Source organism: Pseudomonas sp. JDS08PS003, from assembly GCF_045013505.1.
Lineage (GTDB): Bacteria > Pseudomonadota > Gammaproteobacteria > Pseudomonadales > Pseudomonadaceae > Aquipseudomonas > Aquipseudomonas protegens_B.
The window spans coordinates 1,592,821-1,615,890 of the sequence record NZ_CP120724.1 but is presented as its reverse complement, the minus strand read 5'-3'; the positions used below and the strand labels follow the sequence as shown (position 1 = coordinate 1,615,890).

Genomic DNA, 23,070 nt, shown 5'->3' with positions numbered 1-23,070 from the left:
CCAGCCAAAGGGCCGGCCCCCCGCAGTTGCCGGCATTGAACCGCGGCGTCCGAGAAAAGGTCCGCTGGTCGGGCTTAGTAAAAAGCACTCCGATACACAGATAAAGTGAAGGGGTATTTACTCTCGGCGGGCAACGCTCGCTTCCATGAACGAAATCTATCGATTCAGTTCCGTTATCCATCGGATGTCATACGTGAAGCTGACGTAGCCCTGGAGGGTCTGCGTTGTGAGCAAGCACATCGTCATTGTCGGAGGTGGTGTAGGCGGTACCATCCTGGCCAATCAACTGGTCAGCAAGCTCTACCCGGAGATACTCAGGAACGAGGTCAAAATCACCCTGCTGTCCGAATCGCCGGATCATTTCTACAAGCCCGCCTTCATGTATGTGGCGTTCAACCTGTTCTTCCACGAAGAACTCAAGCGGCCCGAACGCTCCCTGCTACGCCCCGAAATAACCTTCGAGGTCGACCCCGTCACCCGCTTCGATTTTGCCGGCCAGAGCCTGCACACTCGCAGCGGCAAGCGCCTTGGCTACGATTTCCTGGTGGTCGCCACCGGCTGCGTGCCGGCACCGGAACGGATCGAGGGGCTCAAGGAAGCCGGCGACCACTTCTACCAATACCAGCCTGCCCGGCAACTGGCACAGCGCCTGAGCCGGATCGAAAAGGGCCGGGTGTTCATCACCGTGTCGTTTCCGCAAACACCCAATGTTCCTCATCAATGCGGCATCGCGCCGGTAGAAACGACCCTGATGCTCGATGACTTCCTGCGGCGGCGTGGAGTACGGGATCGGGTCGAGATCATCTACACCTACCCCAGCACGGCCCAGCTACTGCGCAATTGCCTGTTCCTGCAACGCCCGGTCGGCGAGGTGCTGCCGGATCTCTTCGAACAGAGGAACATCCGCTTCCAGCGCGGCTTCACCCTGGCCAGGGTCGACCCGGATCGGCGTATCGCCTACTCGGAGGAAGGCGCTGAACAGCCTTTCGACATTCTCATGGCCACCCCACCGATTCGGGCCGTAGACGCCGTGCTCGAATCCGGTGCGTCGCAGGCACAGGACCACGAGGGCTGGCTGCCGACCCATCACGAAACCCTGCAAGTCTATGGCCTGGAGCGGGTCTATGTGATTGGCGATACCGTCGACCTGCCGATCAGCAAGGCCGGCGGCGCCTGCCACAACCAGGCCCCGGTGATTGCCAACAACATTGCCGGAGAAATCCGCCTGGGCTCTCCCGAGGCGGTTTATGACGGCAGGGTCCAGGCGGTCGCGCAAATGGGCCTCAATGCCGGCATGCCCCTTTGGTACGACTACGCCCACGACGTTCTGCCCACCCCATCGAGCAAGTTGGGTGGCCTGCTGCGCACTGGATTCAATCGCGGCCTGTACTGGGCCGTAGCCCGCGGAATGCTATGACCCTGCACAGGGAGGAGACAACGCCATGGATAGCTTTGATCCAAGCATGCCTGGTCCAAGGGCGACCAAGCCTGAACTTGCCGGCACGCCAGGCCTGGAAGCCCTGATGAAAAAGCTCCAGCCGCTGCTGGACAGCGCTCGCCTGGACAACCTGGTCGACCTGTTGTCACTGCTTTGCGACCTGATCGACATGCTCGATCAGGCAATGATCGAAAAACTTGCGCAACAGTTCGAAGAAGCCACCGCTGCCAGCTGGATACTGGGCAATGCACTGCGCATGGCCAAGGCCGAAACCTCAGCGCACGGTACCGCTCCCAGCCTGTACGGGCTGCTCTCGCTGCTGCGTGAAGAGGACACACGACGTGGCGCAGCCCTGCTCCTCAGAACTCTGAATGTCATTGGACGACAACTTTAAAAAGGATGTTTACATGAGTACCAAGCCTCAGCCGACCACGGCCAGGAACCTCAGTACCCAATGGGATCCCCAGGCCTATCAGCAGTTCGTGCGCCTGCGAGAACGACCTGCGGTCGAACTACTGGATCATGTCGCCCTGCAGCACCCCCATCACATCTACGACCTGGGTTGCGGAACAGGTATCGCCACTCAACTGCTGGCGCAGCGCTGGCCCTACGCGGAGCTGACAGGCGTGGACAGTTCCTCGGAAATGCTTGCCGAAGCCAGCTGCCTGCCGATCAAGGCGCTGTGGCGCAGGTGCGATCTGCTGCAATGGAAAGCCAAACAGCCTGCAGACCTGTTGTTCGCTGCCGCAGTGCTGCACTTCATGAGTGACCACGAACACCTGCTGCCGCGCCTGTTGAACCAGCTCACCCCCGGCGGCTGCCTGGCGGCGCATATGCCCAATTGGCGCGATGCCCTGTGGTATCAGTTGATACTCGAAAGCCTGGAGCAGGCAGGACCGGACGGCAAGCCGCTGGGCACCCCGGAGCTGCGGGCGTTCATGGCCGAGCGCCGGGTACTGTCGCTGGATGGCTACTACCGTTTGCTGGCGCCCCTGACTCGGGAACTGGACATCTGGGAAACCGAACACCTGCAGGTCGTGGAAGGCCAGTCGCCGATCTTCGACTGGGTCAAGGTCTCGGCCTTGCGCCCCGTACTCCTGAGCCTGGACGACCGGCAACGACAATGCTTCCTCAACCATTACCTGGCACGGGTACATCGCTACTATCCGCCCGAAGGCGATGGCCGGACGCTGTTCCCGTTCAAGCGGGTGTTCATTCTGGCCACCGTCTGAAACCATGCGGTGCAGCTCCGGCGCCTCAACTGCGGGATTCGATGCCCAGTTCGTCCCACACCGATTCGGCCAGGTGGAAGGTGGCATTGGCCGCCGGGATGCCGCAGTAGATCGCGCTCTGCATGATCACTTCCTTGATCTCGGCGCGGCTCACGCCGTTGTTGGCCGCGGCCCGCAGGTGCAGCTTGAGTTCTTCGTTGCGGTTCATGCCGATCAGCATGGCGATGGTGATCAGGCTGCGGGTGTGCCGCGGCAGGCCCGGACGGGTCCAGATATCACCCCAGGCATGGCGGGTGATCATTTCCTGGAATTCCGAGTTGAACTCGTTCAGGGCATTCAGGCTGCGGTCCACATGGGCATCGCCCAGTACGGCGCGGCGTACCTGCATGCCTTCGTCATAACGTTGTTTCTCGTCCACAAAGGGCTCCTTGAATCCGGGGTCAGGCCAGCAGGAATTCCACGACACGGTCGCTGAACGCGTCACCGGCCTGGACGTTGGACAGGTGCGCGGCATAAAACTCGGCGTACTCGGCGCCGGCCACGTGCTGCTGGATAAAGTGCCCGCCGGAAGGCGGCGTCACCGCGTCTTCGCTGCCGGCGATCACCAGGGTCGGCACCTTGATCGCTGCCAGTTGCTCACGGAAATCCGCATCCCGCACCGCTGCGCAGTTGGCGGCATAGCCTTGGGGCGAAGTGGCAGCGAGCATGTCGGTAATCAGCTTGGCCTGGTCAGGACGCGCGGCGGCAAAATCTTCGGTGAACCAGCGGGCAATGGAGGCATCGCGCAGCGCCACCATGGCCGCCTGACCGTCACGTAGAACCGTCTCGATCCGCGGGTTCCACACAGACGGCTCGCCGATCTTCGCCGCGGTGTTGCACACCACCAGCTTGTGCAGGCGTTCGCCGGCATTGATCCCCAGCCACTGGCCGATCAGGCCACCCATGGAAAGACCGCAGAAATGCGCACGCTGGATATCCAGGGCGTCCAGCAGCGCCAGCACATCCTGGCCCAGTTGCTGGATGCTGTAGGGCCCCTCGGTCACCAGCGAAAGGCCATGGCCGCGAGTGTCCATGCGCAACACCCGAAAGTGCCGGGTGAACGCCGCGATCTGCTTGTCCCACATGTGCAGATCGGTGCCCAGGGAGTTGGACAGCACCAGTACCGGCGCGCCTTCTGGCCCTTCGAGTTGATAGTGCAGATCGCCCTTGGCGAGTTTCACGAATCCCACAGCAGTCTCCTTCAGGCCTTCAAGGCAAAATGTTCAGCCACGGCGCGCTCGACCCAGGCCTGGGCCTGACCGAGGTACTGCGCCGGGTCCATCAGACGATCCAGCTCTGGCGCCGAAAGCTCGGCGCTGACCTGGGCATCGTCCGCCAATACCTCGCGCAGATGGCGTCGTTCGGCCACCGCACGCTTGCAGCATTGTTCCAACAGGTGATGGGCAGTCTCCCGCCCCAGGCGCTGGGCCAGTTCAATGCTCACCGCTTCCGCCAGGACCAGGCCCTGGGTCAGGTCAAGGTTGCGCGCCATGCGTGCGCTGTCGACCTCCAGGCCCTCGGCTACCAGCAAGGCTTGTTGCAGGGCCCCCGACACCAGGCAGCAAATCTCCGGCAGGGTTTCCCATTCGGCGTGCCACAAGCCGAGGCTGCGCTCGTGCTCCTGGGGCATGGCGGCGAACATCGTGGCCAAGAGCCCCGGAACCCGGGTCGCGGCGCTGATCAATACCGCCGCGCCCACCGGATTGCGCTTGTGGGGCATGGTGGACGAACCGCCCTTGCCCGGCGCCGAAGGCTCGAAGACTTCCGCCGCTTCGGTCTGCATCAACAGGCTGATGTCCCGCCCCAGCTTGCCCAGGCTGCCGGCCAGCAGGCCCAGCACCGAGGCGAACTCCACCAGACGGTCGCGCTGGGTGTGCCAGGGCTGTTCCGGCAGGCTCAACTGCAGCTCTTGCGCCAGGGCCTGGGCAATCGGCAGGGCTTGTTCGCCCAGGGCCGCCAGGGTTCCGGAAGCACCACCGAACTGCAGCACCAGCAGGCGCGGCTTGAGTTGCTGCAGCCGTTCGCGGCTGCGGGTCACGGCCCCCAGCCAACCGGCAATCTTCATGCCCAGGGTCACCGGCGTAGCATGTTGCAGCCAGGTTCGGCCGGCCAGAGGCGTGTCGGCATAGCGCTTGGCCTGGGCCGCAAGTATGCCGCCCAGACGGTTCAGGTCCTGCTCCAGCAAGTGCACGGCGCGCCGCAATTGCAGCACCAGCCCGCTGTCCATCACGTCCTGGCTGGTGGCGCCCAGGTGCACATAGCGCTCGGCCTCGGCATCGCTCCGGGCGATCTGTTTGCCCAGGGCCTTGACCAGTGGAATCGCCGAATTGCCGGCCGTGGCGATCGCTTCGCCCAGGGCCTGGAAGTCATAGAGTTCGGCGCGGCAGGCTGCCTCGATGGCGGCAACCGCTGCGCTGGGAATCAACCCGGTCCGCGCCTCGGCCCGGGCCAGGGCGGCCTCGAAGTCGAGCATGGCCTGGACCCGCCCCTGATCGCAGAACACTCCGCGCATTTCCCGGGCAGTAAAGTAGGCATCGAACAGCTGATTGCTCGCAGGTAGGGTCATAAACAGTCCTTGCTGCACCTGCGTCCTGGGCGGGCGCAGGTGCATGGGTCAAAGGTCGTGGTGCAGGTACGCCGCCTGTTTCGGCAGACGCAGGCTGAACAGGAAAGCAATCGCCATCATCGCCGTGACGTACCAGTAGAAGGTGTTTTCCATGCCCATGTTCTTGAAGTTCAGGGCTACCCATTCCGCCGAGCCACCGAAGATCGCATTGGCCACCGCATAAGCCAAGCCCACCCCCAGCGCCCGCACTTGGGGCGGAAACATCTCGGCCTTCACCAGGCCGCTGATGGAGGTGTAGAAACTGACGATGGACAGAGCCAGGGTGATCAGCACGAAGGCCAGGAACGGACTGGTGACGGTCTTCAGGGTCATCAGGATCGGCACCGTGAACAGGGTGCCCAGGGCGCCGAACCAGAGCATCGAGTTACGCCGGCCGATCCTGTCAGCGAGCATGCCGAACAGCGGCTGCATGCACATATAAAGGAACAGCGCGCCGGTCATGATGTAGCTGGCCGTCTTGGCGTGCATGCCCGCAGTGTTCACCAGGTACTTCTGCATGTAGGTGGTGAAGGTGTAGAAAATCAGCGAGCCGCCGGCGGTGTAGCCCAGCACCGTGATAAAGGCCGCCGAGTGATTCTTGAACAACGCGGCGATGCTGCCGGCATCCTTGTTCTCGCGCATTTCCTTGCTGGTGGTTTCTTTCAGCGAGCGACGCAGCAGCAACGAGATCACCGCCGCAATGGCGCCGATCACGAAGGGAATGCGCCAGCCCCAGGCCTTGAGCTCGGCCTCATCGAGGAACTGCTGGAGGATCACCAGCACCGACACCGCCAGCAGTTGTCCGCCGATCAGGGTCACGTACTGGAAGGAAGCGAAGAAACCACGCTGGCCCTTGAGCGCCACTTCGCTCATGTAGGTCGCGGTGGTGCCGTACTCGCCGCCCACCGACAAGCCCTGGAACAGGCGCGCCACCAACAGCAGGAACGGCGCCCAGGCACCGATGCTGGCATAGGTCGGCAGGAAGGCGATGACCAGGGAGCCGGCGCACATCATCAGCACCGAGATCATCATCGAGTTCTTGCGCCCATGACGATCGGCGACCCGGCCGAACAGCCAGCCGCCGATGGGGCGCATCAGGAACCCTGCGGCGAATACCCCAGCGGTGTTGAGCAGTTGCACGGTGGGGTCGTCAGAGGGGAAGAAGGCCGGAGCGAAGTAGATGGCGCAAAAGGCATAGACGTAGAAGTCGAACCATTCCACCAGGTTGCCGGAGGAGGCACCGACAATGGCAAAGATCCTTTTGCTGCGCTCCTCTGCGGTGTAGTGACTTGTCGTTGTAGTCATGGTTTTTCACTCGTGGGGGACAGTGTGAGTCTAGACACACTTGGCAACATTCCCGTTCCCTGTCACCGCTGCCATGCAGGCAGCGGTGCCCCAGGTCAGTAGTCGAAGAACACGGTTTCGGCGTCGGTGCCCTGGAGGATCACGTTCCACTGATAGCGGCCCTCGGCATCGGCCTTGGCCAGCAAGGTGGTACGACGCTCCTCGGGTACGCAGGCCAACAAGGGGTCGGCGGCGTTGGCCGGTTCACCCTCGAAATAGATCCGGGTCAGCAGGTGCTTGACCAGGCCACGGGCGAACACCAGCACCACCAGGTGCGGGGCCTGGGTCGCGCCCTTGAGACCTGGCACCGTGCCCGGCTTGATGGTGGTGAAACGAAAGCGCCCTTCAGCGTCCACCGGGACTCGGCCAAACCCCTGGAAGTTCGGGTCCAGGGGTTTGGCCTGCTCATCCTCGCAGTGGCGGTACTTGCCGGCAGCGTTGGCTTGCCAGACTTCCAGCATGGCGTCGTTGACGAAGTTGCCGTTGCCGTCCACCACCTGGCCGGTGATTGCCACCCGCTCGCCCAGGGTGCCTTCCTCGGTCAGGTCTTCGCGGTTCAGCCAGGTCAGGCCGATGTGATAGTAGGGGCCGACGGTGTGGGACGTGGTCGCGGTCAGGTTCATGTTATTTCTCCATCGGCGTGGCATCGCGGCCGCGCAGGACGATGTCCCAACGGTAACCGAGGGCGTAGGAAGGAATGGTTTTCTCCAGGTCGAAGCTGGCGATCAGGCGTTCCTTGGCACGGGTGTCCGGCACGCAGTTGTAGATCGGGTCATATTCCAGCAGCGGGTCGCCGGGGAAATACATCTGGGTCACCAGGCGGGTAAGAATGCTCGGGCCGAACAGCGAGAAATGGATATGCGCCGGACGCCAGGCATTGTGGTGGTTGCCCCAGGGGTAGGCGCCGGGCTTGATGGTCTGGAACTGGTACCAGCCGTCGGCGTCGGTCACGGTACGCCCGGTACCGGTGAAGTTCGGGTCCAGGGGCGCGTCGTGCAAGTCGCGGTCGTGGTTGTAGCGACCGGCGGCGTTGGCCTGCCAGATCTCCACCAGGATGCCCGGCACCGGCAGGCCGTTCTCGTCCAGAACCCGACCGTGGATGATGATGCGCTCGCCCTGAGGCTGGCCTTCGTGCTGGGCCGTCAGGTCGTTGTCCCGCTCCTGGATCGACTCGGCACCGATGCTCGGGCCGGTGATTTCCGAAAGCGAATGCGGCAGGAACACCAGCGGCTTGGACGGCGAACGGGTGTTGGTCGACTGGTAGGCCGGGTGCAGATAATCAGGCTGAGTACCCGCTTGCGGGCGCCGGTAACCGGGCTTGTCACTCATGGTGGTTCCTCGTTCTCTTCTTATATAGGGCAGGCATTCAAACCCGCTCGATGGCCAGTGCCAGCCCTTGGCCGACACCCACGCACATGGTGGCCAGGCCTTTCTTGCCGCCGCTCTTTTCCAACTGGTGCAAGGCCGTCAGTACCAGGCGTGCGCCGCTCATGCCCAACGGGTGACCCAAGGCAATGGCGCCGCCATTGGGATTGACCTGCGGCGCATCGTCCGCCAGCCCCAGTTCCCGCAGGACCGCCAAGCCCTGGCTGGCGAAGGCTTCGTTGAGTTCGATCACATCGAAGTCGCTGACGGCCACACCCAAGCGCTCGATCAATTTGCGCACCGCCGGCACCGGGCCAATGCCCATGACCCGCGGCGCCACACCGGCACTGGCCATGCCCAGCACTCGCGCACGTGGAGTCAGGCCGTGTTTCTTGACCGCCTCGGCCGAAGCCAGGATCAGTGCGGCAGCGCCGTCGTTGACCCCGGACGCATTGCCGGCGGTGACGGTCTTGTCCGGGCCGTTGACCGGCTTGAGTTTGCCCAGGGCTTCCAGGGTAGTGTCGGCCCGTGGATGTTCGTCCTGCTCCACCACGCTCTCGCCCTTCTTGTGGGCAATGCGCACCGGGACGATTTCCTCTGCGAAGAAACCCGCGGCCTGGGCCGCGGCGGTGCGCTGTTGGCTGCGCAGGGCGAAGGCGTCCTGGTCAGCGCGGGACACTTTATAGTCGTCCGCCACGTTGTCGGCGGTCTGGGGCATGGCATCCACACCGTACTGGGCTTTCATCAGCGGGTTGATGAAGCGCCAGCCGATGGTGGTGTCTTCCAGCTTCATGTTGCGCGAGAAGGCGGCATCGGCCTTGCCCATGACAAAGGGCGCACGGGACATGGACTCGACGCCGCCGGCGATGGCCAGTTCCATCTCGCCACTGGCAATGGCGCGGAAGGCGGTGCCGATGGCATCCATGCCCGAGGCGCAGAGGCGGTTGAGGGTGACGCCCGGCACGCTGTCCGGCAGGCCCGCCAACAGTAGTGCCATGCGCGCCACGTTGCGGTTGTCTTCACCGGCCTGGTTGGCGCAGCCGAGGAACACCTCGTCCACGGCATTCCAGTCCACCGTCGGGTTGCGCTCCATCAGCGCCTTGATCGGTACCGCCGCCAGGTCATCGGCGCGCACCGCCGACAGGCCGCCGCCAAAGCGGCCGATGGGGGTACGAATGGCATCACAGATGAATACGTCGCGCATCAGGCTTCTCCGGGGGCTTGGCCATGGGCCGCGGCCGTGCGTGCTTCCAGGTCACGCAGGGCGGTCAGTTCGACTTCGGTAGGCGCGGCCGTCTCGGCCACCTGTTCGGCAAAACGGATCGCCCAGCCGGTGGCGGCCACGACCTGCTCGCGGGTCACGCCCGGGTGCAGGGAGGTGACGACGAATTCGTGGGTACCGGCTTCCGGCTCCATGATGCACAGGTCGGTGATGATCCCCACCGGACCAGCCCCGGGCAGGCCCAGGCGCTTGCGCGAGTCGCCGCCTTCGCCATGGCCGACGGAGGTGATGAAGTCCAGCTTGTCGACGAAGGAGCGGGAAGACTGCTTGAGGATGATCAGCACGCTCTTCGCCGAACCGGCGATCTCCGGCGCACCGCCGGCGCCCGGCAGGCGCACCTTGGGCCGGTGATAATCACCCACCACCGTGGTGTTGATATTGCCGAAACGGTCGACCTGGGCCGCGCCGAGGAACCCCACATCGATGCGTCCGCCCTGCAGCCAGTAGCGGAAAATCTCTCCGGTGGGGACTACGGTGTCGGCAGTTTCCGCCAGTTCACCGTCACCGATGGACAGCGGCAGCACGCTGGGCTTGGCACCGATGGGGCCGGACTCGTAGATCAGCACCACGTCCGGCGACGAGGTCAGGCGCGCCAGGTTGGCGGCCTTGGACGGCAGGCCGATGCCGACGAAGCATACCGAACCGTTCTGCAGGCGACGGGCCGCGGCCACGGTCATCATTTCATTGGTGGAGTAGGTCATTACTGGGCCTCCGAAGCTGCGGCCAGCTTGGCCTGGAATTCGCTGAAGTCGGCACTGCCGTGGATGTATTCGTTGATCCACGCGGTGAAGGTCTCACGGTCGCGGGCGATCGGGTCCCAGGCCTGGTAGAAGCGGTTGTCACGCTCGGAGTAGCCGTGCGCATAGGACGGATGGGCACCGCCGGGCACGTGGCAGACCGCGCTCAGGGCCCAGGTCGGCAGTACACAGGCGTTCATCGGCGCATTCAGGTCGTCGACGATTTCCTCGACGGTGACAATGCAGCGCTTGGCGGCCAGGGCGGCCTCTTTCTGCACCCCAAGGATGCCCCACAGCAGGACGTTGCCCTTGCGATCGGCTTTCTGCGCATGAATCACCGTAACGTCGGGACGCACCGAAGGCACCGCCGCCAGCACTTCACCGGTGAAGGGACAGGTCACGGTCTTGATCAATGGGTTGACCTTGGGCAGATCGGAGCCGGCATAGGCGCGCAGTACCGCGAATGGCAGTCCGGAGGCTCCGGCCACATAGGCGTTGGCCAGGTCGGCGTGGCTGTGCTCTTCAATTTCCAGGGGCTGTGGCCACTGCTTTTCCACGGCGTCCCGCAGACGATGCAGGGAGCCAACACCCGGGTTGCCGCCCCAGGAGAAAATCAGCTTGCGAGCGCAACCGGCACCGATCAACTGGTCGTAGATCAGGTCAGGCGTCATCCGCACCAGGGTCAGGTCTTTCTTGCCCTGGCGGATGATTTCATGACCTGCGGCCGTAGGGATCAGGTGGGTGAAGCCTTCGAGTGCGACGGTGTCACCGTCGTTGACGAATTGCTTCACCGCGTCGTGCAGCGAAAGGATTTCAGCCATGGATGGGGTCTCCCGATTGTTATTCAGCGACTGGAGAAAAAGGCGCTCTGGGCGCGCCGCAGTGACTGAAGATTAAGCCGGAGCACTACCCCAAACAATCCGATAATCGACTGAGCGTTCGATTATCGAACGGATTGTTGCAGGGCTATCGATCCTCGGCCCCGCACTCAATCCTGGCCTTTATTGCCTGTCAGGTGGCGTCCGCATGGCTGACCATGCCCTTGATCACTACCGCTGTGGTGGCCAGCGCCGCCGGGATCACCAGCGCGGTCAGTACCTGTTCGAAGTTCCAGCCCAGGCCCAACAGGGTGGCGCCCATCCAGGCACCGAGAATGGCGCCGAAACGGCCGATGCCGAGCATCCAGGACACCCCGGTGGCCCGTCCCTGGGTCGGATAGAAACGCGCCGCCAGGGAAGGCATCGCCGATTGCGCACCGTTGACGCACATGCCGGCGATCAGCACCAGGGTGGCGAGCACGGTGATGTTGCCCAGGCTTTGTCCCACGGCGTAGGCGAAGACCCCGGCCAACAGGTAGAAGCAGCCAATCACCTTGTGCGGATTGAAACGGTCCATGGCCCAACCCACGGCGACCGCGCTGAGCACCCCACCGAACTGGAACAAGGCGCCGATAAAGGCCGCCTGCTCCATACTGGCGCCACTGTCGCGCATCAGGGTCGGCAGCCAGCTGGTCAGCAGGTAGACAATCACCAGGCCCATGAAATAGGTGAGCCACAGCAGCAGAGTGCCGACGCTGTAAGTGCCGGAGAAGATCACGGCAAAAACGTTGCGCGCCTCCACCGTCTTCTGTTCCGGCACGCTGAAACTGCCGGCCTCGCCGACGATGGCCGGAGCGATGGGAGCCAGGGTCTTACGCACCTTGTCGGTGCCGCGATTGCGCACCACCAGATAACGCGCCGACTCCGGCAGCCAGACCACCAGCACCAGGGCCAGGATCAGCGGCAGGACACCGCCGATCAGCAGCAGGCTGTGCCAACCAAAGGCCGGGATCAGCTTGGCGGAAATGAAACCACCGCCCGCCATGCCCAGGTTGAACCCGCAGAACATGCTGGTCACCAGCAGCGACTTGTGGCGCTCGGGGGTGTACTCCGAGAGTAGCGTGGTGGCATTGGGCATCCCCGCCCCCAGGCCCAGGCCGGTAAGAAAGCGCAGCACCAGCAACTGGTCGACGTTGGTGCTGTAGGCCGAAGCCAGGCTGAAGGCGCCAAACAGCAGCACCGCCCCTACCAGCACCACCTTGCGGCCAAAACGGTCAGCCAGGGGCCCGGAACCCAGGGCACCGAAGACCATGCCGATCAGCGCTGCACTCATCACCGGGCCGAGGCTGGCACGGTCGATGCCCCAGTCCTGGGACAGCGCCGGGGCGATGAAGCCCATGGCCGCGGTGTCCAGGCCATCGAGGAAGACAATCAGGAAACACAGGATCACTACTCGCCACTGGTAACGGGACAGCGGCTGGGAATTGATGAAGGACTGCACATCGAGGCAGTTCCCTACAGCGGATTGGGGTTGATTCATTGTTTTTATTTCCACACTAAAACGCAGGCGAGCACAGGCCGCCAAGGGCTGATCAGGTCACGTAGAAAGGGTGGCGAAAATCAGGCGATTCGAGCGGGACGGCAGGAACGGTCACGGCAACGACGCAGGGAGAGCATGCTCATGAGTTGGCCTCTTCATTATTATTGGACGGGTCGGCGGCGGCAGCCTGGCAATGCCGGCTGGCCGCCGATGACGCTGCCGCGACATTAATGAGCCAGGGGAAAGAGCGTCAATTCGTCAAAGGCGGATCTGTGCGTTTATCGAACAGCTTAAGCAAACAGCTGGGCGCTCAGATCACGGCTGGCGCTCAGCAGGCCGGGTAGAAAACGCTGTTCCAATTCGGCGCGGCTGACCCGGCCCGCGTGGGTGCTGACGTTCAACGCCGCCAGTACCTGGCCCGAAGCATCGTAGACCGGCACGGCAATCGAACGCAGCCCTTGCTCCAGTTCCTGATCGACGATGCACCAGCCCTGCTGACGCACTTGCTGCAGGCACTCCAGCAACGCCTCCGGGGTGTGCAGGGTGCGACTGGTCTTGGCCTGTAGATCGGCATGTTCCAGATATTCATGCAGCGAAGAATCATCCAGCGCGGCCAACAGAATCCGCCCCATGGAGGTGCAATAGGCCGGTAGCCGGCCGCCCACCGAAAGATCGACGGAAATCAACCGCTGGGTAGTGGCCGAACGGGCGATATACAGGATGTCGTCACCTTCCAGGGTGGCCATGTTGCAGGCTTCGTGGAGTTGCTCGCTCATGCGGTCCAGATAAGGCTGCGCGGAAACCGCCAGGGGCGTCGACGACAGGTAGGCATGACCCAGGGTCAGCACCTTGGGCAGCAGCGAATAGGTACGCCCATCGGTGGTGGCGTATCCCAGCTTGATCAGGGTATGCAGGCAGCGGCGCACTGCCGCCCGAGGAATCTCCGTGCGGTGGCTGATCTGGGCAATGGTCAGGTGGCGCTTGCGCTCCTGAAACGCCTGCACCACCGCCAGGCCTCGGGCCAGAGACGTCATGAAATCCGGGTCACCGGTCAACGCCTGAATCCTCTTCGCCGCCGAAGCCACGATGGGCGGCGCCACTGAGGTAAAGGAATTACGCATCTGATCGTTCATTTCAGGGTCTCTGCGATGAAATTCTTCCGTATTACAAGCCGTATTGGAGAGGCAGCACAAGCCGGCCCCTGCAAGATTGGGCGATTATCGAACCGTCGACCGATAATCGCAATCAACGATGCTGGCCGTTGCCGACCACCCACCCACTCTTTTATTGCAAAAACTCATAGTAATAATCGCCAGCAGGAGGCGGACTCAGTGGCTATCTTCAGGCCTGCCACTTGTATCAAGAGCGGACTCGCCCCATATAGAATTCAGCCAGCGGAGTGCGAAGACGGGAAGCACCGTGTAGGAATTCATTAGAACTTTCGTGTCACAAAACGCTCACAATAAAGTTGGCTGTTTTAAACTTTCTAACCATAGAGTTATTCTTCGCCGAAGCTATACTGCCGGAGTGAGTAGCGCGGAATCAGTCCCGCTCGTACCTCGCTCAGGTGATTCAGGCTGCAATCGGTCACCTGCCGCAAGCGCTTGACCCCAAACCAGATTCGGCCAATCCGCTTGCAACAAACAACACTGTTGCTACGACAGTCGTTTTCATCCGGTGACGTGGCCGCATGCAACAAAAGGCTGGCTGGAAAGAACAGGACCCAAGGCCTGAGCAGGCAAACAGTCCGCTTTCTTGATAGTCGCCCCCCAGGCAATGCGTTGCACCGGAATGGACCCTTACTCAATTAGGTAACACTGTGACGAAAGACGAACTGCGCGCGGAACTTGAGCGCCAGGAACAACGTTACAAGGAAGTTTACGGCGGCGAGATCACCCGTTATGCCGCCCAACCGGAACCTGAACGCAAACCTTGGCGCAAACGCGCAAGTATTCGCGATCAGGCGTTCACCCAAGAACTGCAAAAGATGGAAAAAGAGCTCAAGGCCGAACAGCCATAATGCTGACGGCCTGAGTTTTTCAGGGCTTGCTCTCTTGTCCGCTCGATCACCCCAGCGGCCAGGCAGACCATTGATGCTCGCTACCCCGGGCCCTTCACCGCCTCGCCCCACCCACAGCGAGAAACGGTACCCGGCAGGCCCTTTCGTTGAAATTTCATACAAGCGTTTTAACCCTTTCATCCCCGGGCTAGAAGCCCCGGCGTCGTGCTTTGGGCCAATAAACTCAATGACTTGCCGCGCTGGGCGGGAATCGGCGAAAACTCTGCTCCCGGTCAGTTTTTTCGTTGAAGAATGTTACCGGTGAGCACCTTGTGCATTGATTAGCAGGGTTTTCTGGCATAATCGCGCCCCCTTATGACCGGGTCAGAAAACCTTCATGATCGATTTATTCAGCGGACTGGATGCTTGGGTGCTTGTGAGCCTCTTGCTCGCCCTGGCTTTTGTCCTCGCCTACGAGTTCATCAACGGCTTTCATGACACCGCAAACGCGGTTGCCACTGTCATCTACACCAAAGCCATGCCGCCACACCTGGCCGTGTTCTTTTCCGGTGTCTTCAATTTCCTCGGTGTGCTGCTGGGCGGCGTCGGCGTAGCCTATGCCATTGTTCACCTGCTGCCGGTCGAGCTGCTGATCAATGTCAACACCGGTCACGGTCTGGCCATGGTCTTCTCGTTGCTGGCCGCGGCCATCGCCTGGAACCTGGGCACCTGGTACTTCGGCATCCCGGCCTCCAGCTCCCACACCCTGATCGGCTCGATCCTCGGTGTCGGCCTGGCCAACGCCCTGCTCAACGACATCCCCCTGGGGGACGGCGTGAACTGGCAGAAAGCGATCGATATCGGGGCCTCCCTGGTGTTCTCGCCGATGGCCGGCTTCCTTATTGCTGCGCTGGTACTGATCGGCCTGAAATGGTGGCGTCCGATCTCGAAGATGCACAAGACCCCGGAACAACGCCGCAAAGTCGATGACAAGAAGCACCCACCGTTCTGGAACCGACTGGTACTGGTGATCTCGGCCATGGCCGTGAGCTTCGTCCACGGCTCCAACGATGGTCAGAAGGGCATTGGCCTGATCATGCTGGTGCTGATCGGCATCGTGCCCGCGCAGTTCGTGCTGGACCTCAACAGCACCACCTACCAGATCGAGCGTACCCGCGACGCGACCCTGCACCTGAGTCAGTTCTATGAGCGCAACCACGACTCACTGGGCGAATTCCTGGCCTTGGGCAAGAGCGTGAAAGACGACCTGCCGGGCAAGTTCCGCTGCAACCCGCAACAGACCGAGCCCACCATCAGCGCCCTGCTGAGCAGCCTCAAGGGTGTCGCCGACTACCACTCGCTGTCGCCGGAAAGCCGCATCGAAGTGCGCCGCTACCTGCTGTGCCTGGACGACACGGCGAAGAAAGTGGGCAAACTGCCGAACCTGTCGGCCCGTGAAAAGGCTGACCTGGACAAGCTGCGCAAGGACCTGACCGCCACCACCGAGTACGCGCCGTTCTGGGTGATCCTGGCTGTCGCCCTGGCACTGGGCCTGGGCACCATGATCGGCTGGAAGCGTGTGGTGCTGACCATTGGCGAGAAGATCGGCAAACAGGGCATGACCTACGCCCAGGGCATGTCGGCACAGATCACCGCCGCGGGCCTGATCGGCCTGGCGAACATCTTCAGCCTGCCGGTCTCCACCACCCACGTACTCTCCTCCGGCGTGGCCGGGACCATGGTCGCCAACAAGAGCGGCCTGCAAGGCGGTACGGTGAAGACCATCCTCCTGGCGTGGGTCCTGACCCTGCCGGCGACCGTGGCCCTGTCCGCCGGTCTGTTCTGGGCGGCGTCGAAAGTCCTCGGGACCTGATACCCCAGCGCCAACAAAAAAGGTGCGCCCTTCGGGACGCACCTTTTTTTATGCCTTGAGCTTTTCGACAGGCAAAAAAAAGGGCAACCGAAGTTGCCCAAAATGCCTTGCGTGCTCGTTGCTCTGGAGAGACTTAAGGTTTTTTACGCTTATTCGCGTCTTTCCAGATGAAGAATCCAAACCCTGCGAAAAACAGAACCATGAGGCCGACAGTCAGCACTCCGGCGATCACCACATTGTCGAAAAACATGACTGGCCTCCTGCTCTTGCCCTGTTGCGATGGGGCTAAGTTAACCAAAGAGGCGGCGGGGAAAATTGACCGGGGTCAATGTCGCCCAAGACTGGGCGCGAGGAAGGGGGAATAACTGACCTGTATCAACAGAAAGCGCCCAGTTCAGCGCTTTTTCGGTTTGTTTTTCGACTTTTTCTTGGCTTTGCCCAAAGGCATGGCCTGCTCGAATGCCTGGCGCACTTCATTCAGGCGCTTCTCGTTCAGGTCATGTACGCGCTTGGCGCGTTCGGCATTCAGGTCGATCAGCTTGTCGTCTTGATTCATGGCTTGGCTGGCATCACTGGGAAGTCAATATCAACCGCACTGCTACAGGATGCAGAGCGGCCCTGGCGGATGTGCCAATAATGCGACGTGCCGCCGCACCTGACCAGTGATCAGACCGACACTCCGGTAATAAAGTCGCTGCCGCGAAGAGTTTTTATCCGCACAATGGCCCTTTGCGAAACGCCCCCCGGAGCCTGATGTGGAAATGCCCAAGCACCTGCCGCCGCTACTGGCCCTGCGCGCATTCGAGGCCGTGGCCCGCCACCTGAGCTTTATCAAGGCGGCTCGGGAACTGTGCGTGAGCCAGAGCGCGGTCAGCCATCAAGTGCAGAAACTCGAACAGCACCTGGGCCAACGCTTGTTCATACGCCGGACCCGCGCCATCGACCTGACCGCCACCGGTGACACCTATTACCGACAGATTCGCCCGGCCCTGGAACAGATCGCCCAAGCCACCCAAGCGCTGCTTGCCCCACCTCGCCAGCCAGTACTGCGCATCGGTCTGCTGGCGTCCTTCGCCACCTTGTGGCTGGCGCCTCGCCTGGCGGACTTCACCCGCCGCCATCCGGAGATCCAGTTGGAGTTGCAACCGGCCATCGACCTGGCGGATGTCGCCGGCGCCGAAGTCGACCTGGCCATTCGCTACGGCAAGGGCAACTGGCCGAAGGTGCGGGCCACGCGCTTTCTCGCCGAGCAGCTGTCACCGGTCTGCAGCCCTGGCTTCAAAGCCACCTCCCTGGCCAGCGGCCCCTTGCTGATGGCTCGCTCCCATCAACCCTTCGAATGGGATGATTGGAGCAGGCAACAGGCTATGGACCTTGCCTCCCTCCCCAGCGTGATGCTGCACGACTACAACATCGTGGTAGAGGCCGCCGTGGCCGGCCAGGGCATCGCCATGGGGCGTCGCCAGTTGATCCAACGCCACCTGGCCCAGGGCAGCCTGGTGGATGCCTTCGACCTGCCGCCCTTGTGCAGTCAGATCGGCTACTGGCTGGTGACCGCTGAAGGACCGTCGAACCCGGCACTGGACTGCTTTGCACAATGGCTGCTGGAGCAAGGGCTCGACCCATGAGAAATTCAGATACATCGAATTAGATCTATCCGTTTGTCGCTCCTGGACTGAACGCCGATGCTGCAGGCCTTGCATCCGAGGACTGCCCATGAGCGATTCCCTGAAACACCGCGTTAAGCAACTGGGGCTTGAACTGCCCGCCCCCAGCCAGCCGATCGCCAACTACGTCAACCATGTACGCAGCCAGAACCTGCTGTTCATCTCCGGACAGATTCCCTTGTTACAGGGCCAACCGACCCTGCTGGGCCGTCTCGGCGAGAGTCTGACGGTGGAGCAAGGCACCCAGGCCGCCGAGCTCGCGGCCCTGGCCTTGCTGGCCCAGTTGAGCGCGGCGCTGGACGACGACCTGTCGCGGCTGCAGCGCATCAGCCGGCTCGGTGTATTCATTGCCGCCAGTGCCGCTTTCCAGAGCCATGGCAGCGTGGCCAATGGCGCTTCCAACCTGCTGGTCAACGCCCTGGGCGAGAAAGGCCGGCACGCACGCACGGCGGTGGGCGTGGCCAGCCTGCCCGCCGGGGTCGCCGTGGAGGTCGACGCGATCTTCGAACTCAAGCCATGACCCCCCTGGACCCACAGCACCTCGCCCGTCTGCGCCTGGCCACACCCGGCTGCGCCCAGGTCTGCCACTTCAACCACGCGGGTGCTTCATTGCCCAGCCAGGGCACCCTGGACGCCATGCTCGGGCAGTTGCAACGGGAAGCCCGTGAAGGGCCGATGGAAGCCGCCATCACCGGCGCACAGCTGCAGGAACAGGCCCGTGAGGCCGCGGCCCGGCTGCTCAATACCTGCCCCGCCGCAATCGCCTTTGCCAGCAGCGGCTCGGCAGCCTGGGGCATGGCCTTCAGTGCCCTGCCGCCGTGGCAAGCGGGCGACCGGATTCTGGTGGGGCGCCACGAATGGGGTGGCAATCTGGCGTGCCTGGCCCAAGCCGTGGGCGCCGGGGCCCAGTTGGAAGTCATCCCCTGCGATCACAATGGTGCGGTTTCGGTGGAGGCACTGGAATCCATGCTCGACTCGCGCGTGCGTCTGATCGCCCTGACCTGGCTGCCGGCCAACGGCGGCTTGATCAATCCGGCCGCCGCCGTTGGCCAACTGGCGCGGGATTGGCGCATTCCCTATTTCATCGACGCCGGCCAGGCCCTGGGGCAACTGCCCTGTGATGTACAGGCGCTGGGGTGCGATGTGCTCAAAGGCGCAGGACGCAAATACCTGCGCGGGCCACGGGGCACGGCCCTGCTCTATGTCAGGCCGGGCTTCCTGGAACAGTTGCAACCACTGCCGCGGGATGTCTTGTCAGCCCCCTGGAACGGCCAGGGCTTCAGCTTGCGAGACGATGCGCGGCGCTTCGAAACCAGCGAAGTTTCGCTGGTGCTGCTGGCGGGACTGGCCAATGCCTTGCAGGAACTGAACAGCATCGGCATCGAAGCCATTCACCAGCGGATCAGGAGCCTCGCCGACAGGCTCCGCCAGGACCTCGACCGCCTGCCCGGCCTGCAGCGCCAGGACCTGGGCGCCGCCGGTCAGCAGTCAGGCTTGATTGCCTTCACGCTCAAGGGCTGGGACGGTTTTGAACTAAAGGAAGAGTTGGCTCGCCGGGGCATCAATATCGGTGCCAACGGCGTGGCCTACACCCCGCTGGACATGCAGGCCCGGGGCCTGACCCAGATTGCCCGGATCGCCTTGAGCTATTTGAATACCGAAGCGGAAATCCAGTGCCTGCTGGAGGCGCTGACGGAACTGGCCGAACGCGGCCCCACAAGCTAGACCTGCACGTCCACCCACAGCCCCTGGCGCGGGGCATCCTCGATCAACGGAGCCACCGGTACGGTGTTGTCGGCATTCAACTCGTCGCCGGGTACGGCCAGATGCTGCTCCGGATCCTCATCGGCCTCACGCTTGCGCCGCTGCTTTTCCTGTTGGCGCTGCTGCTCCTCGCGCAAGAGCAGGGCCGACTGCTCGGCATCGCGCTTTTGCAAGTCGATGGTGCTTTCATTGGAGCTTTCCTGCACCGGCACCACTGGCGGGATATCCGGACGCTGCCGGATCGGGTCCTGCTGGGCGGTGATGGGCACGGCACTCAAGGGGAGCATCGGTGGCAGCATGTTATTGGTCTCCTGTCGGCAGTCTGTCGGCTGCGGCATGGGCGACTTGAGCCATCGGTCGCAAAACTGTGACCCAGTCGTCAGCCGATAGTGCCCTCGGGGCCGACGAACGCCGCTGTACGCTACCTTTTATTCCAGGGGTTTTTATCAGAGTTCTTTGGACTGGAAGCGTCGTTCCGTTAAGATAGTCGGCTTTTTCAAAGCGGGAGTCAGGCAGCATGGCGCAGCAGTATCAACCGGGGCAACGCTGGATTAGTGACAGCGAAGCCGAGCTAGGCCTAGGCACCGTTCTGGCACAGGACGGTCGCTTGCTGACCGTGCTCTATCCGGCCACTGGCGACACCCGCCAGTATGCGCTACGGAATGCGCCCCTCACTCGCGTGAGGTTCTCTCCAGGGGACAGCATCACCCACTTCGAAGGCTGGAAAATGACTGTTCAGGAAGTCGACGACGTCGACGGCCTGCTGGTCTATCACGGCCTCAACGGGCAGAACGAAGCCGTTACCCTGCCGGAAACCCAACTCTCGAACTTCATCCAGTTCCGTCTGGCCAGCGACCGTCTGTTCGCCGGGCAGATCGATCCGCTGGCCTGGTTCTCCCTGCGCTACCACACCCTGGAACACACCAGCCGCCAACTGCAGTCCTCGCTCTGGGGCCTGGGTGGCGTGCGCGCCCAACCTATCGCCCACCAGTTGCACATTGCCCGTGAAGTCGCCGACCGCATCGCGCCACGGGTCCTGCTGGCGGACGAAGTGGGCCTGGGCAAGACCATCGAGGCCGGCCTGGTGATCCATCGCCAACTGCTCTCGGGTCGCGCCAGCCGGGTGCTGATCCTGGTTCCGGAAAACCTCCAGCACCAGTGGCTGGTGGAAATGCGTCGTCGCTTCAACCTGCAAGTGGCGCTGTTCGACGAAGAACGCTTTATCGAAAGCGATGCCAGCAACCCATTCGAAGACACCCAGCTGGCCCTGGTGGCCCTGGAATGGCTGGTGGATGACGAGAAGGCCCAGGACGCGCTGTTCGCCGCCGGTTGGGACCTGATGGTGGTGGACGAAGCCCACCACCTGGTGTGGCACGAAGATCAGGTCAGCCCGGAATACGCCCTGGTGGAACAGCTGGCCGAGACCATCCCTGGCGTGCTGCTGCTGACCGCGACCCCGGAACAACTGGGCCAGGACAGCCACTTTGCCCGCCTGCGCCTGCTGGACCCGAATCGCTTCCACGACCTCGCGGCCTTCCGCGCCGAGAGCGAGAACTACCGCCCGGTGGCCGAAGCGGTGCAAGAACTGATGGATAAAGGCCGCCTGTCTCCCGAGGCGCACAAGACCATCCACGGTTTCCTCGGCAACGAAGGCGAAGCCCTGCTGGCCGCGGTCAACGATGGCGACAGCGAAGCCAGCGCACGCCTGGTGCGCGAGTTGCTGGACCGCCATGGCACCGGCCGCGTGCTGTTCCGCAACACCCGCGCCGCCGTGCAGGGTTTCCCGGAGCGCAAGCTGCACGCCTACCCGCTGCCGTGCCCGGACGAATACCTGGAACTGCCCCTGGGTGAACACGCCGAGCTGTATCCGGAAGTCAGCTTCCAGGCCCAGCCCGATGCCGCCGATGAAGAACAGCGCTGGTGGAAATTCGACCCGCGGGTCGAATGGCTGATCGACCAGTTGAAGATGCTCAAGCGCACCAAGGTCCTGGTGATCTGCGCCCACGCGGAAACCGCCATGGACCTGGAAGACGCTCTGCGCGTGCGCTCCGGCATCCCGGCCACGGTGTTCCACGAAGGCATGAACATCCTCGAACGCGACCGGGCTGCCGCCTACTTCGCCGATGAAGAGTTCGGCGCCCAGGTGCTGATCTGCTCGGAAATCGGCAGTGAAGGCCGCAACTTCCAGTTCGCCCACCATCTGGTGCTGTTCGATCTGCCGTCGCACCCGGACCTGCTGGAGCAGCGCATCGGCCGTCTCGACCGGATCGGCCAGAAACACGTGATCGAACTGCACGTGCCGTACCTGGAAACCAGCCCGCAAGAGCGTCTGTTCCAGTGGTATCACGAAGCGCTGAACGCTTTCCTCAACACCTGCCCGACCGGCAACGCCCTGCAGCACCAGTTCGGCCCACGCCTGCTGCCACTGCTGGAAAACGCCGACGACGGCGAGTGGCAAGCGCTGATCGACGAAGCCCGCGGCGAGCGTGAACGCCTGGAAGCCGAGCTGCATACCGGCCGCGACCGTCTGCTGGAGCTCAACTCCGGCGGCGCCGGTGAAGGCGATGCGCTGGTGGAAGCGATCCTCGAACAGGACGACCAGTTCGCCCTGCCGATCTACATGGAAACCCTGTTCGACGCCTTCGGCATCGACAGCGAAGACCACTCGGAAAACGCCCTGATCCTCAAGCCCAGCGAGAAGATGCTTGATGCCAGCTTCCCTCTGGGTGACGACGAAGGCGTGACCATCACCTACGACCGCAACCAGGCGCTGTCCCGCGAAGACATGCAGTTCATCACCTGGGAGCACCCGATGGTACAGGGCGGCATGGACCTGGTGCTGTCCGGCTCCATGGGCAACACCGCCGTGGCACTGATCAAGAACAAGGCGCTGAAACCCGGCACCGTGCTGCTTGAGCTGCTCTACGTCAGTGAGGTGGTCGCTCCACGTTCGTTGCAACTGGGTCGCTACCTGCCACCGGCCGCCCTGCGCTGCCTGCTGGATGCCAATGGCAACGACCTGTCGGCACGGGTGGCCTTCGAGACCCTCAACGACCAGTTGGAAAGCGTGCCCAAGGCCAGCGCCAACAAGTTCATCCAGGCCCAGCGCGACCAACTGGCGCCGAAGATCAACGCCGGTGAAGCCAAGGTCGCACCGCGTCACGCCGAGCGCGTGGCCGAGGCACAACGCCGGCTGGCAGCCGATACCGAGGAAGAGCTGGCGCGCCTGACCGCGTTGCAGGCGGTCAACCCGACCGTCCGTGACAGCGAGCTGGTAGCCCTGCGCAAGCAACGGGAACAGGGTCTGGCGATGCTGGAAAAAGCCGCCTTGCGCCTGGAAGCGATCCGGGTGCTGGTGGCAGGCTGA

Annotated in this window: 23 protein-coding genes; 9 read left to right on the top strand and 14 right to left on the bottom strand. The window is 62.8% G+C overall.

What is annotated here, in order from left to right:
* Positions 1–226: 226 nt before the first annotated feature.
* From P7C00_RS07380 to P7C00_RS07370, 3 genes are read left to right on the top strand one after another with little or no spacing between them, the layout of a single operon-like run.
* On the top strand, positions 227–1,417 hold the full coding sequence (locus tag P7C00_RS07380) for an FAD/NAD(P)-binding oxidoreductase (protein WP_346634999.1): 1,191 nt from the start codon (positions 227–229) through the stop codon (positions 1,415–1,417).
* A 25-nt stretch (positions 1,418–1,442) separates the two neighbouring features.
* Entirely contained in the window at positions 1,443–1,832 is a 390-nt protein-coding gene (locus P7C00_RS07375) for a hypothetical protein (RefSeq protein ID WP_346635000.1), read from the top strand.
* Positions 1,833–1,845: 13 nt separating this feature from the next.
* Complete coding sequence (locus P7C00_RS07370; RefSeq protein WP_346635001.1) at positions 1,846–2,670, top strand: methyltransferase domain-containing protein; 825 nt, start codon at positions 1,846–1,848, stop codon at positions 2,668–2,670.
* Positions 2,671–2,695: 25 nt separating this feature from the next.
* Here the strand turns inward: P7C00_RS07370 and pcaC are convergent, their stop codons facing one another.
* The 11 genes from pcaC to pcaR all read right to left on the bottom strand — a co-directional run bounded on the left by pcaC (position 2,696) and on the right by pcaR (position 13,533).
* A complete protein-coding gene (gene pcaC / locus P7C00_RS07365; RefSeq protein ID WP_346635002.1) occupies positions 2,696–3,088 on the bottom strand; it encodes a 4-carboxymuconolactone decarboxylase in 393 nt (130 codons plus the stop codon).
* Positions 3,089–3,110: 22 nt separating this feature from the next.
* Positions 3,111–3,899, bottom strand: a complete 789-nt coding sequence (pcaD, locus tag P7C00_RS07360; protein ID WP_346635003.1) for a 3-oxoadipate enol-lactonase — start codon at positions 3,897–3,899, stop codon at positions 3,111–3,113.
* 11 nt (positions 3,900–3,910) lie between these two features.
* A complete protein-coding gene (locus P7C00_RS07355) occupies positions 3,911–5,275 on the bottom strand; it encodes a 3-carboxy-cis,cis-muconate cycloisomerase (protein ID WP_346635004.1) in 1,365 nt (454 codons plus the stop codon).
* A gap of 48 nt (positions 5,276–5,323) precedes the next feature.
* Positions 5,324–6,619, bottom strand: coding sequence for an MFS family transporter (locus tag P7C00_RS07350; RefSeq protein ID WP_346635005.1), 1,296 nt, complete (start codon positions 6,617–6,619; stop codon positions 5,324–5,326).
* A gap of 95 nt (positions 6,620–6,714) precedes the next feature.
* Positions 6,715–7,281 (bottom strand): protocatechuate 3,4-dioxygenase subunit alpha, encoded by a 567-nt coding sequence (gene pcaG, locus P7C00_RS07345; protein ID WP_404938468.1) that lies wholly within the window; start codon positions 7,279–7,281, stop codon positions 6,715–6,717.
* Between the two features lies 1 nt (position 7,282).
* Positions 7,283–7,987, bottom strand: coding sequence for a protocatechuate 3,4-dioxygenase subunit beta (gene pcaH, locus P7C00_RS07340; RefSeq protein ID WP_123727765.1), 705 nt, complete (start codon positions 7,985–7,987; stop codon positions 7,283–7,285).
* 37 nt (positions 7,988–8,024) lie between these two features.
* On the bottom strand, positions 8,025–9,230 hold the full coding sequence (gene pcaF / locus P7C00_RS07335; protein WP_180988376.1) for a 3-oxoadipyl-CoA thiolase: 1,206 nt from the start codon (positions 9,228–9,230) through the stop codon (positions 8,025–8,027).
* Positions 9,227–10,006 carry a CoA-transferase subunit beta gene (locus tag P7C00_RS07330; protein WP_346635007.1) on the bottom strand — a complete coding sequence of 260 codons (780 nt, stop codon included), beginning with the start codon at positions 10,004–10,006 and terminating at the stop codon, positions 9,227–9,229. Before P7C00_RS07330 ends, pcaF begins: the two co-directional genes overlap by 4 nt.
* Positions 10,006–10,863 carry a CoA transferase subunit A gene (locus tag P7C00_RS07325; RefSeq protein WP_102861493.1) on the bottom strand — a complete coding sequence of 286 codons (858 nt, stop codon included), beginning with the start codon at positions 10,861–10,863 and terminating at the stop codon, positions 10,006–10,008. Before P7C00_RS07325 ends, P7C00_RS07330 begins: the two co-directional genes overlap by 1 nt.
* Positions 10,864–11,053: 190 nt before the next feature.
* Positions 11,054–12,400 carry an MFS transporter gene (locus tag P7C00_RS07320; RefSeq protein WP_404938466.1) on the bottom strand — a complete coding sequence of 449 codons (1,347 nt, stop codon included), beginning with the start codon at positions 12,398–12,400 and terminating at the stop codon, positions 11,054–11,056.
* Between the two features lie 290 nt (positions 12,401–12,690).
* Complete coding sequence (pcaR, locus tag P7C00_RS07315; RefSeq protein ID WP_016962563.1) at positions 12,691–13,533, bottom strand: pca regulon transcriptional regulator PcaR; 843 nt, start codon at positions 13,531–13,533, stop codon at positions 12,691–12,693.
* Positions 13,534–14,219: 686 nt separating this feature from the next.
* On the opposite strand from pcaR, the gene P7C00_RS07310 reads away from it, so the two are divergent.
* Entirely contained in the window at positions 14,220–14,420 is a 201-nt protein-coding gene (locus P7C00_RS07310) for a hypothetical protein (protein WP_102861491.1), read from the top strand.
* A gap of 376 nt (positions 14,421–14,796) precedes the next feature.
* Positions 14,797–16,272, top strand: a complete 1,476-nt coding sequence (locus P7C00_RS07305; RefSeq protein WP_102861490.1) for an inorganic phosphate transporter — start codon at positions 14,797–14,799, stop codon at positions 16,270–16,272.
* A gap of 133 nt (positions 16,273–16,405) precedes the next feature.
* On the opposite strand, the gene ccoM is transcribed toward P7C00_RS07305, so the two are convergent.
* Together ccoM and P7C00_RS07295 are read right to left on the bottom strand one after the other, a co-directional pair.
* Entirely contained in the window at positions 16,406–16,522 is a 117-nt protein-coding gene (gene ccoM / locus P7C00_RS07300; RefSeq protein ID WP_015634423.1) for a cytochrome c oxidase subunit CcoM, read from the bottom strand.
* Between the two features lie 144 nt (positions 16,523–16,666).
* A complete protein-coding gene (locus P7C00_RS07295) occupies positions 16,667–16,828 on the bottom strand; it encodes a hypothetical protein (RefSeq protein WP_177435099.1) in 162 nt (53 codons plus the stop codon).
* Positions 16,829–17,033: 205 nt separating this feature from the next.
* Here P7C00_RS07295 and P7C00_RS07290 point away from each other — a divergent pair, with 205 nt between their 5' ends.
* The 3 genes from P7C00_RS07290 (at position 17,034) to P7C00_RS07280 (ending at position 19,664) form a co-directional block, all read left to right on the top strand.
* Positions 17,034–17,900 carry a LysR substrate-binding domain-containing protein gene (locus P7C00_RS07290; RefSeq protein WP_404939927.1) on the top strand — a complete coding sequence of 289 codons (867 nt, stop codon included), beginning with the start codon at positions 17,034–17,036 and terminating at the stop codon, positions 17,898–17,900.
* An 88-nt stretch (positions 17,901–17,988) separates the two neighbouring features.
* Positions 17,989–18,459 (top strand): RidA family protein, encoded by a 471-nt coding sequence (locus P7C00_RS07285; protein ID WP_404938464.1) that lies wholly within the window; start codon positions 17,989–17,991, stop codon positions 18,457–18,459.
* The gene (locus tag P7C00_RS07280) at positions 18,456–19,664 is read left to right on the top strand and encodes an aminotransferase class V-fold PLP-dependent enzyme (protein WP_346635011.1); all 1,209 of its coding nucleotides are present in this window, start codon (positions 18,456–18,458) and stop codon (positions 19,662–19,664) included. The genes P7C00_RS07285 and P7C00_RS07280 overlap by 4 nt, the downstream gene beginning before the upstream one ends.
* Here P7C00_RS07280 and P7C00_RS07275 read toward each other — a convergent pair.
* A complete protein-coding gene (locus P7C00_RS07275; protein ID WP_346635012.1) occupies positions 19,661–20,002 on the bottom strand; it encodes an aspartate-semialdehyde dehydrogenase in 342 nt (113 codons plus the stop codon). The two genes, P7C00_RS07280 and P7C00_RS07275, sit on opposite strands and share 4 nt — an antisense overlap.
* Before the next feature lie 218 nt (positions 20,003–20,220).
* Here P7C00_RS07275 and rapA point away from each other — a divergent pair, with 218 nt between their 5' ends.
* The gene (gene rapA / locus P7C00_RS07270) at positions 20,221–23,070 is read left to right on the top strand and encodes an RNA polymerase-associated protein RapA (RefSeq protein WP_346635013.1); all 2,850 of its coding nucleotides are present in this window, start codon (positions 20,221–20,223) and stop codon (positions 23,068–23,070) included.

Bases quoted from the DNA above. Each gene is read 5' to 3' on its own strand.
- P7C00_RS07325 (WP_102861493.1), bottom strand. From the start codon at position 10,863: ATGGCTGAAATCCTTTCGCTGCACGACGCGGTGAAGCAATTCGTCAAC.
- P7C00_RS07290 (WP_404939927.1), top strand. From the start codon at position 17,034: ATGCCCAAGCACCTGCCGCCGCTACTGGCCCTGCGCGCATTCGAGGCC.
- P7C00_RS07305 (WP_102861490.1), top strand. From the start codon at position 14,797: ATGATCGATTTATTCAGCGGACTGGATGCTTGGGTGCTTGTGAGCCTC.
- P7C00_RS07295 (WP_177435099.1), bottom strand. From the start codon at position 16,828: ATGAATCAAGACGACAAGCTGATCGACCTGAATGCCGAACGCGCCAAG.
- P7C00_RS07330 (WP_346635007.1), bottom strand. From the start codon at position 10,006: ATGACCTACTCCACCAATGAAATGATGACCGTGGCCGCGGCCCGTCGC.
- P7C00_RS07275 (WP_346635012.1), bottom strand. From the start codon at position 20,002: ATGCTGCCACCGATGCTCCCCTTGAGTGCCGTGCCCATCACCGCCCAG.
- pcaH (WP_123727765.1), bottom strand. From the start codon at position 7,987: ATGAGTGACAAGCCCGGTTACCGGCGCCCGCAAGCGGGTACTCAGCCT.
- pcaG (WP_404938468.1), bottom strand. From the start codon at position 7,281: ATGAACCTGACCGCGACCACGTCCCACACCGTCGGCCCCTACTATCAC.
- rapA (WP_346635013.1), top strand. From the start codon at position 20,221: ATGGCGCAGCAGTATCAACCGGGGCAACGCTGGATTAGTGACAGCGAA.
- P7C00_RS07355 (WP_346635004.1), bottom strand. From the start codon at position 5,275: ATGACCCTACCTGCGAGCAATCAGCTGTTCGATGCCTACTTTACTGCC.
- P7C00_RS07285 (WP_404938464.1), top strand. From the start codon at position 17,989: ATGAGCGATTCCCTGAAACACCGCGTTAAGCAACTGGGGCTTGAACTG.
- P7C00_RS07350 (WP_346635005.1), bottom strand. From the start codon at position 6,619: ATGACTACAACGACAAGTCACTACACCGCAGAGGAGCGCAGCAAAAGG.
- ccoM (WP_015634423.1), bottom strand. From the start codon at position 16,522: ATGTTTTTCGACAATGTGGTGATCGCCGGAGTGCTGACTGTCGGCCTC.
- pcaR (WP_016962563.1), bottom strand. From the start codon at position 13,533: ATGAACGATCAGATGCGTAATTCCTTTACCTCAGTGGCGCCGCCCATC.
- P7C00_RS07375 (WP_346635000.1), top strand. From the start codon at position 1,443: ATGGATAGCTTTGATCCAAGCATGCCTGGTCCAAGGGCGACCAAGCCT.
- P7C00_RS07280 (WP_346635011.1), top strand. From the start codon at position 18,456: ATGACCCCCCTGGACCCACAGCACCTCGCCCGTCTGCGCCTGGCCACA.
- P7C00_RS07320 (WP_404938466.1), bottom strand. From the start codon at position 12,400: ATGAATCAACCCCAATCCGCTGTAGGGAACTGCCTCGATGTGCAGTCC.
- P7C00_RS07370 (WP_346635001.1), top strand. From the start codon at position 1,846: ATGAGTACCAAGCCTCAGCCGACCACGGCCAGGAACCTCAGTACCCAA.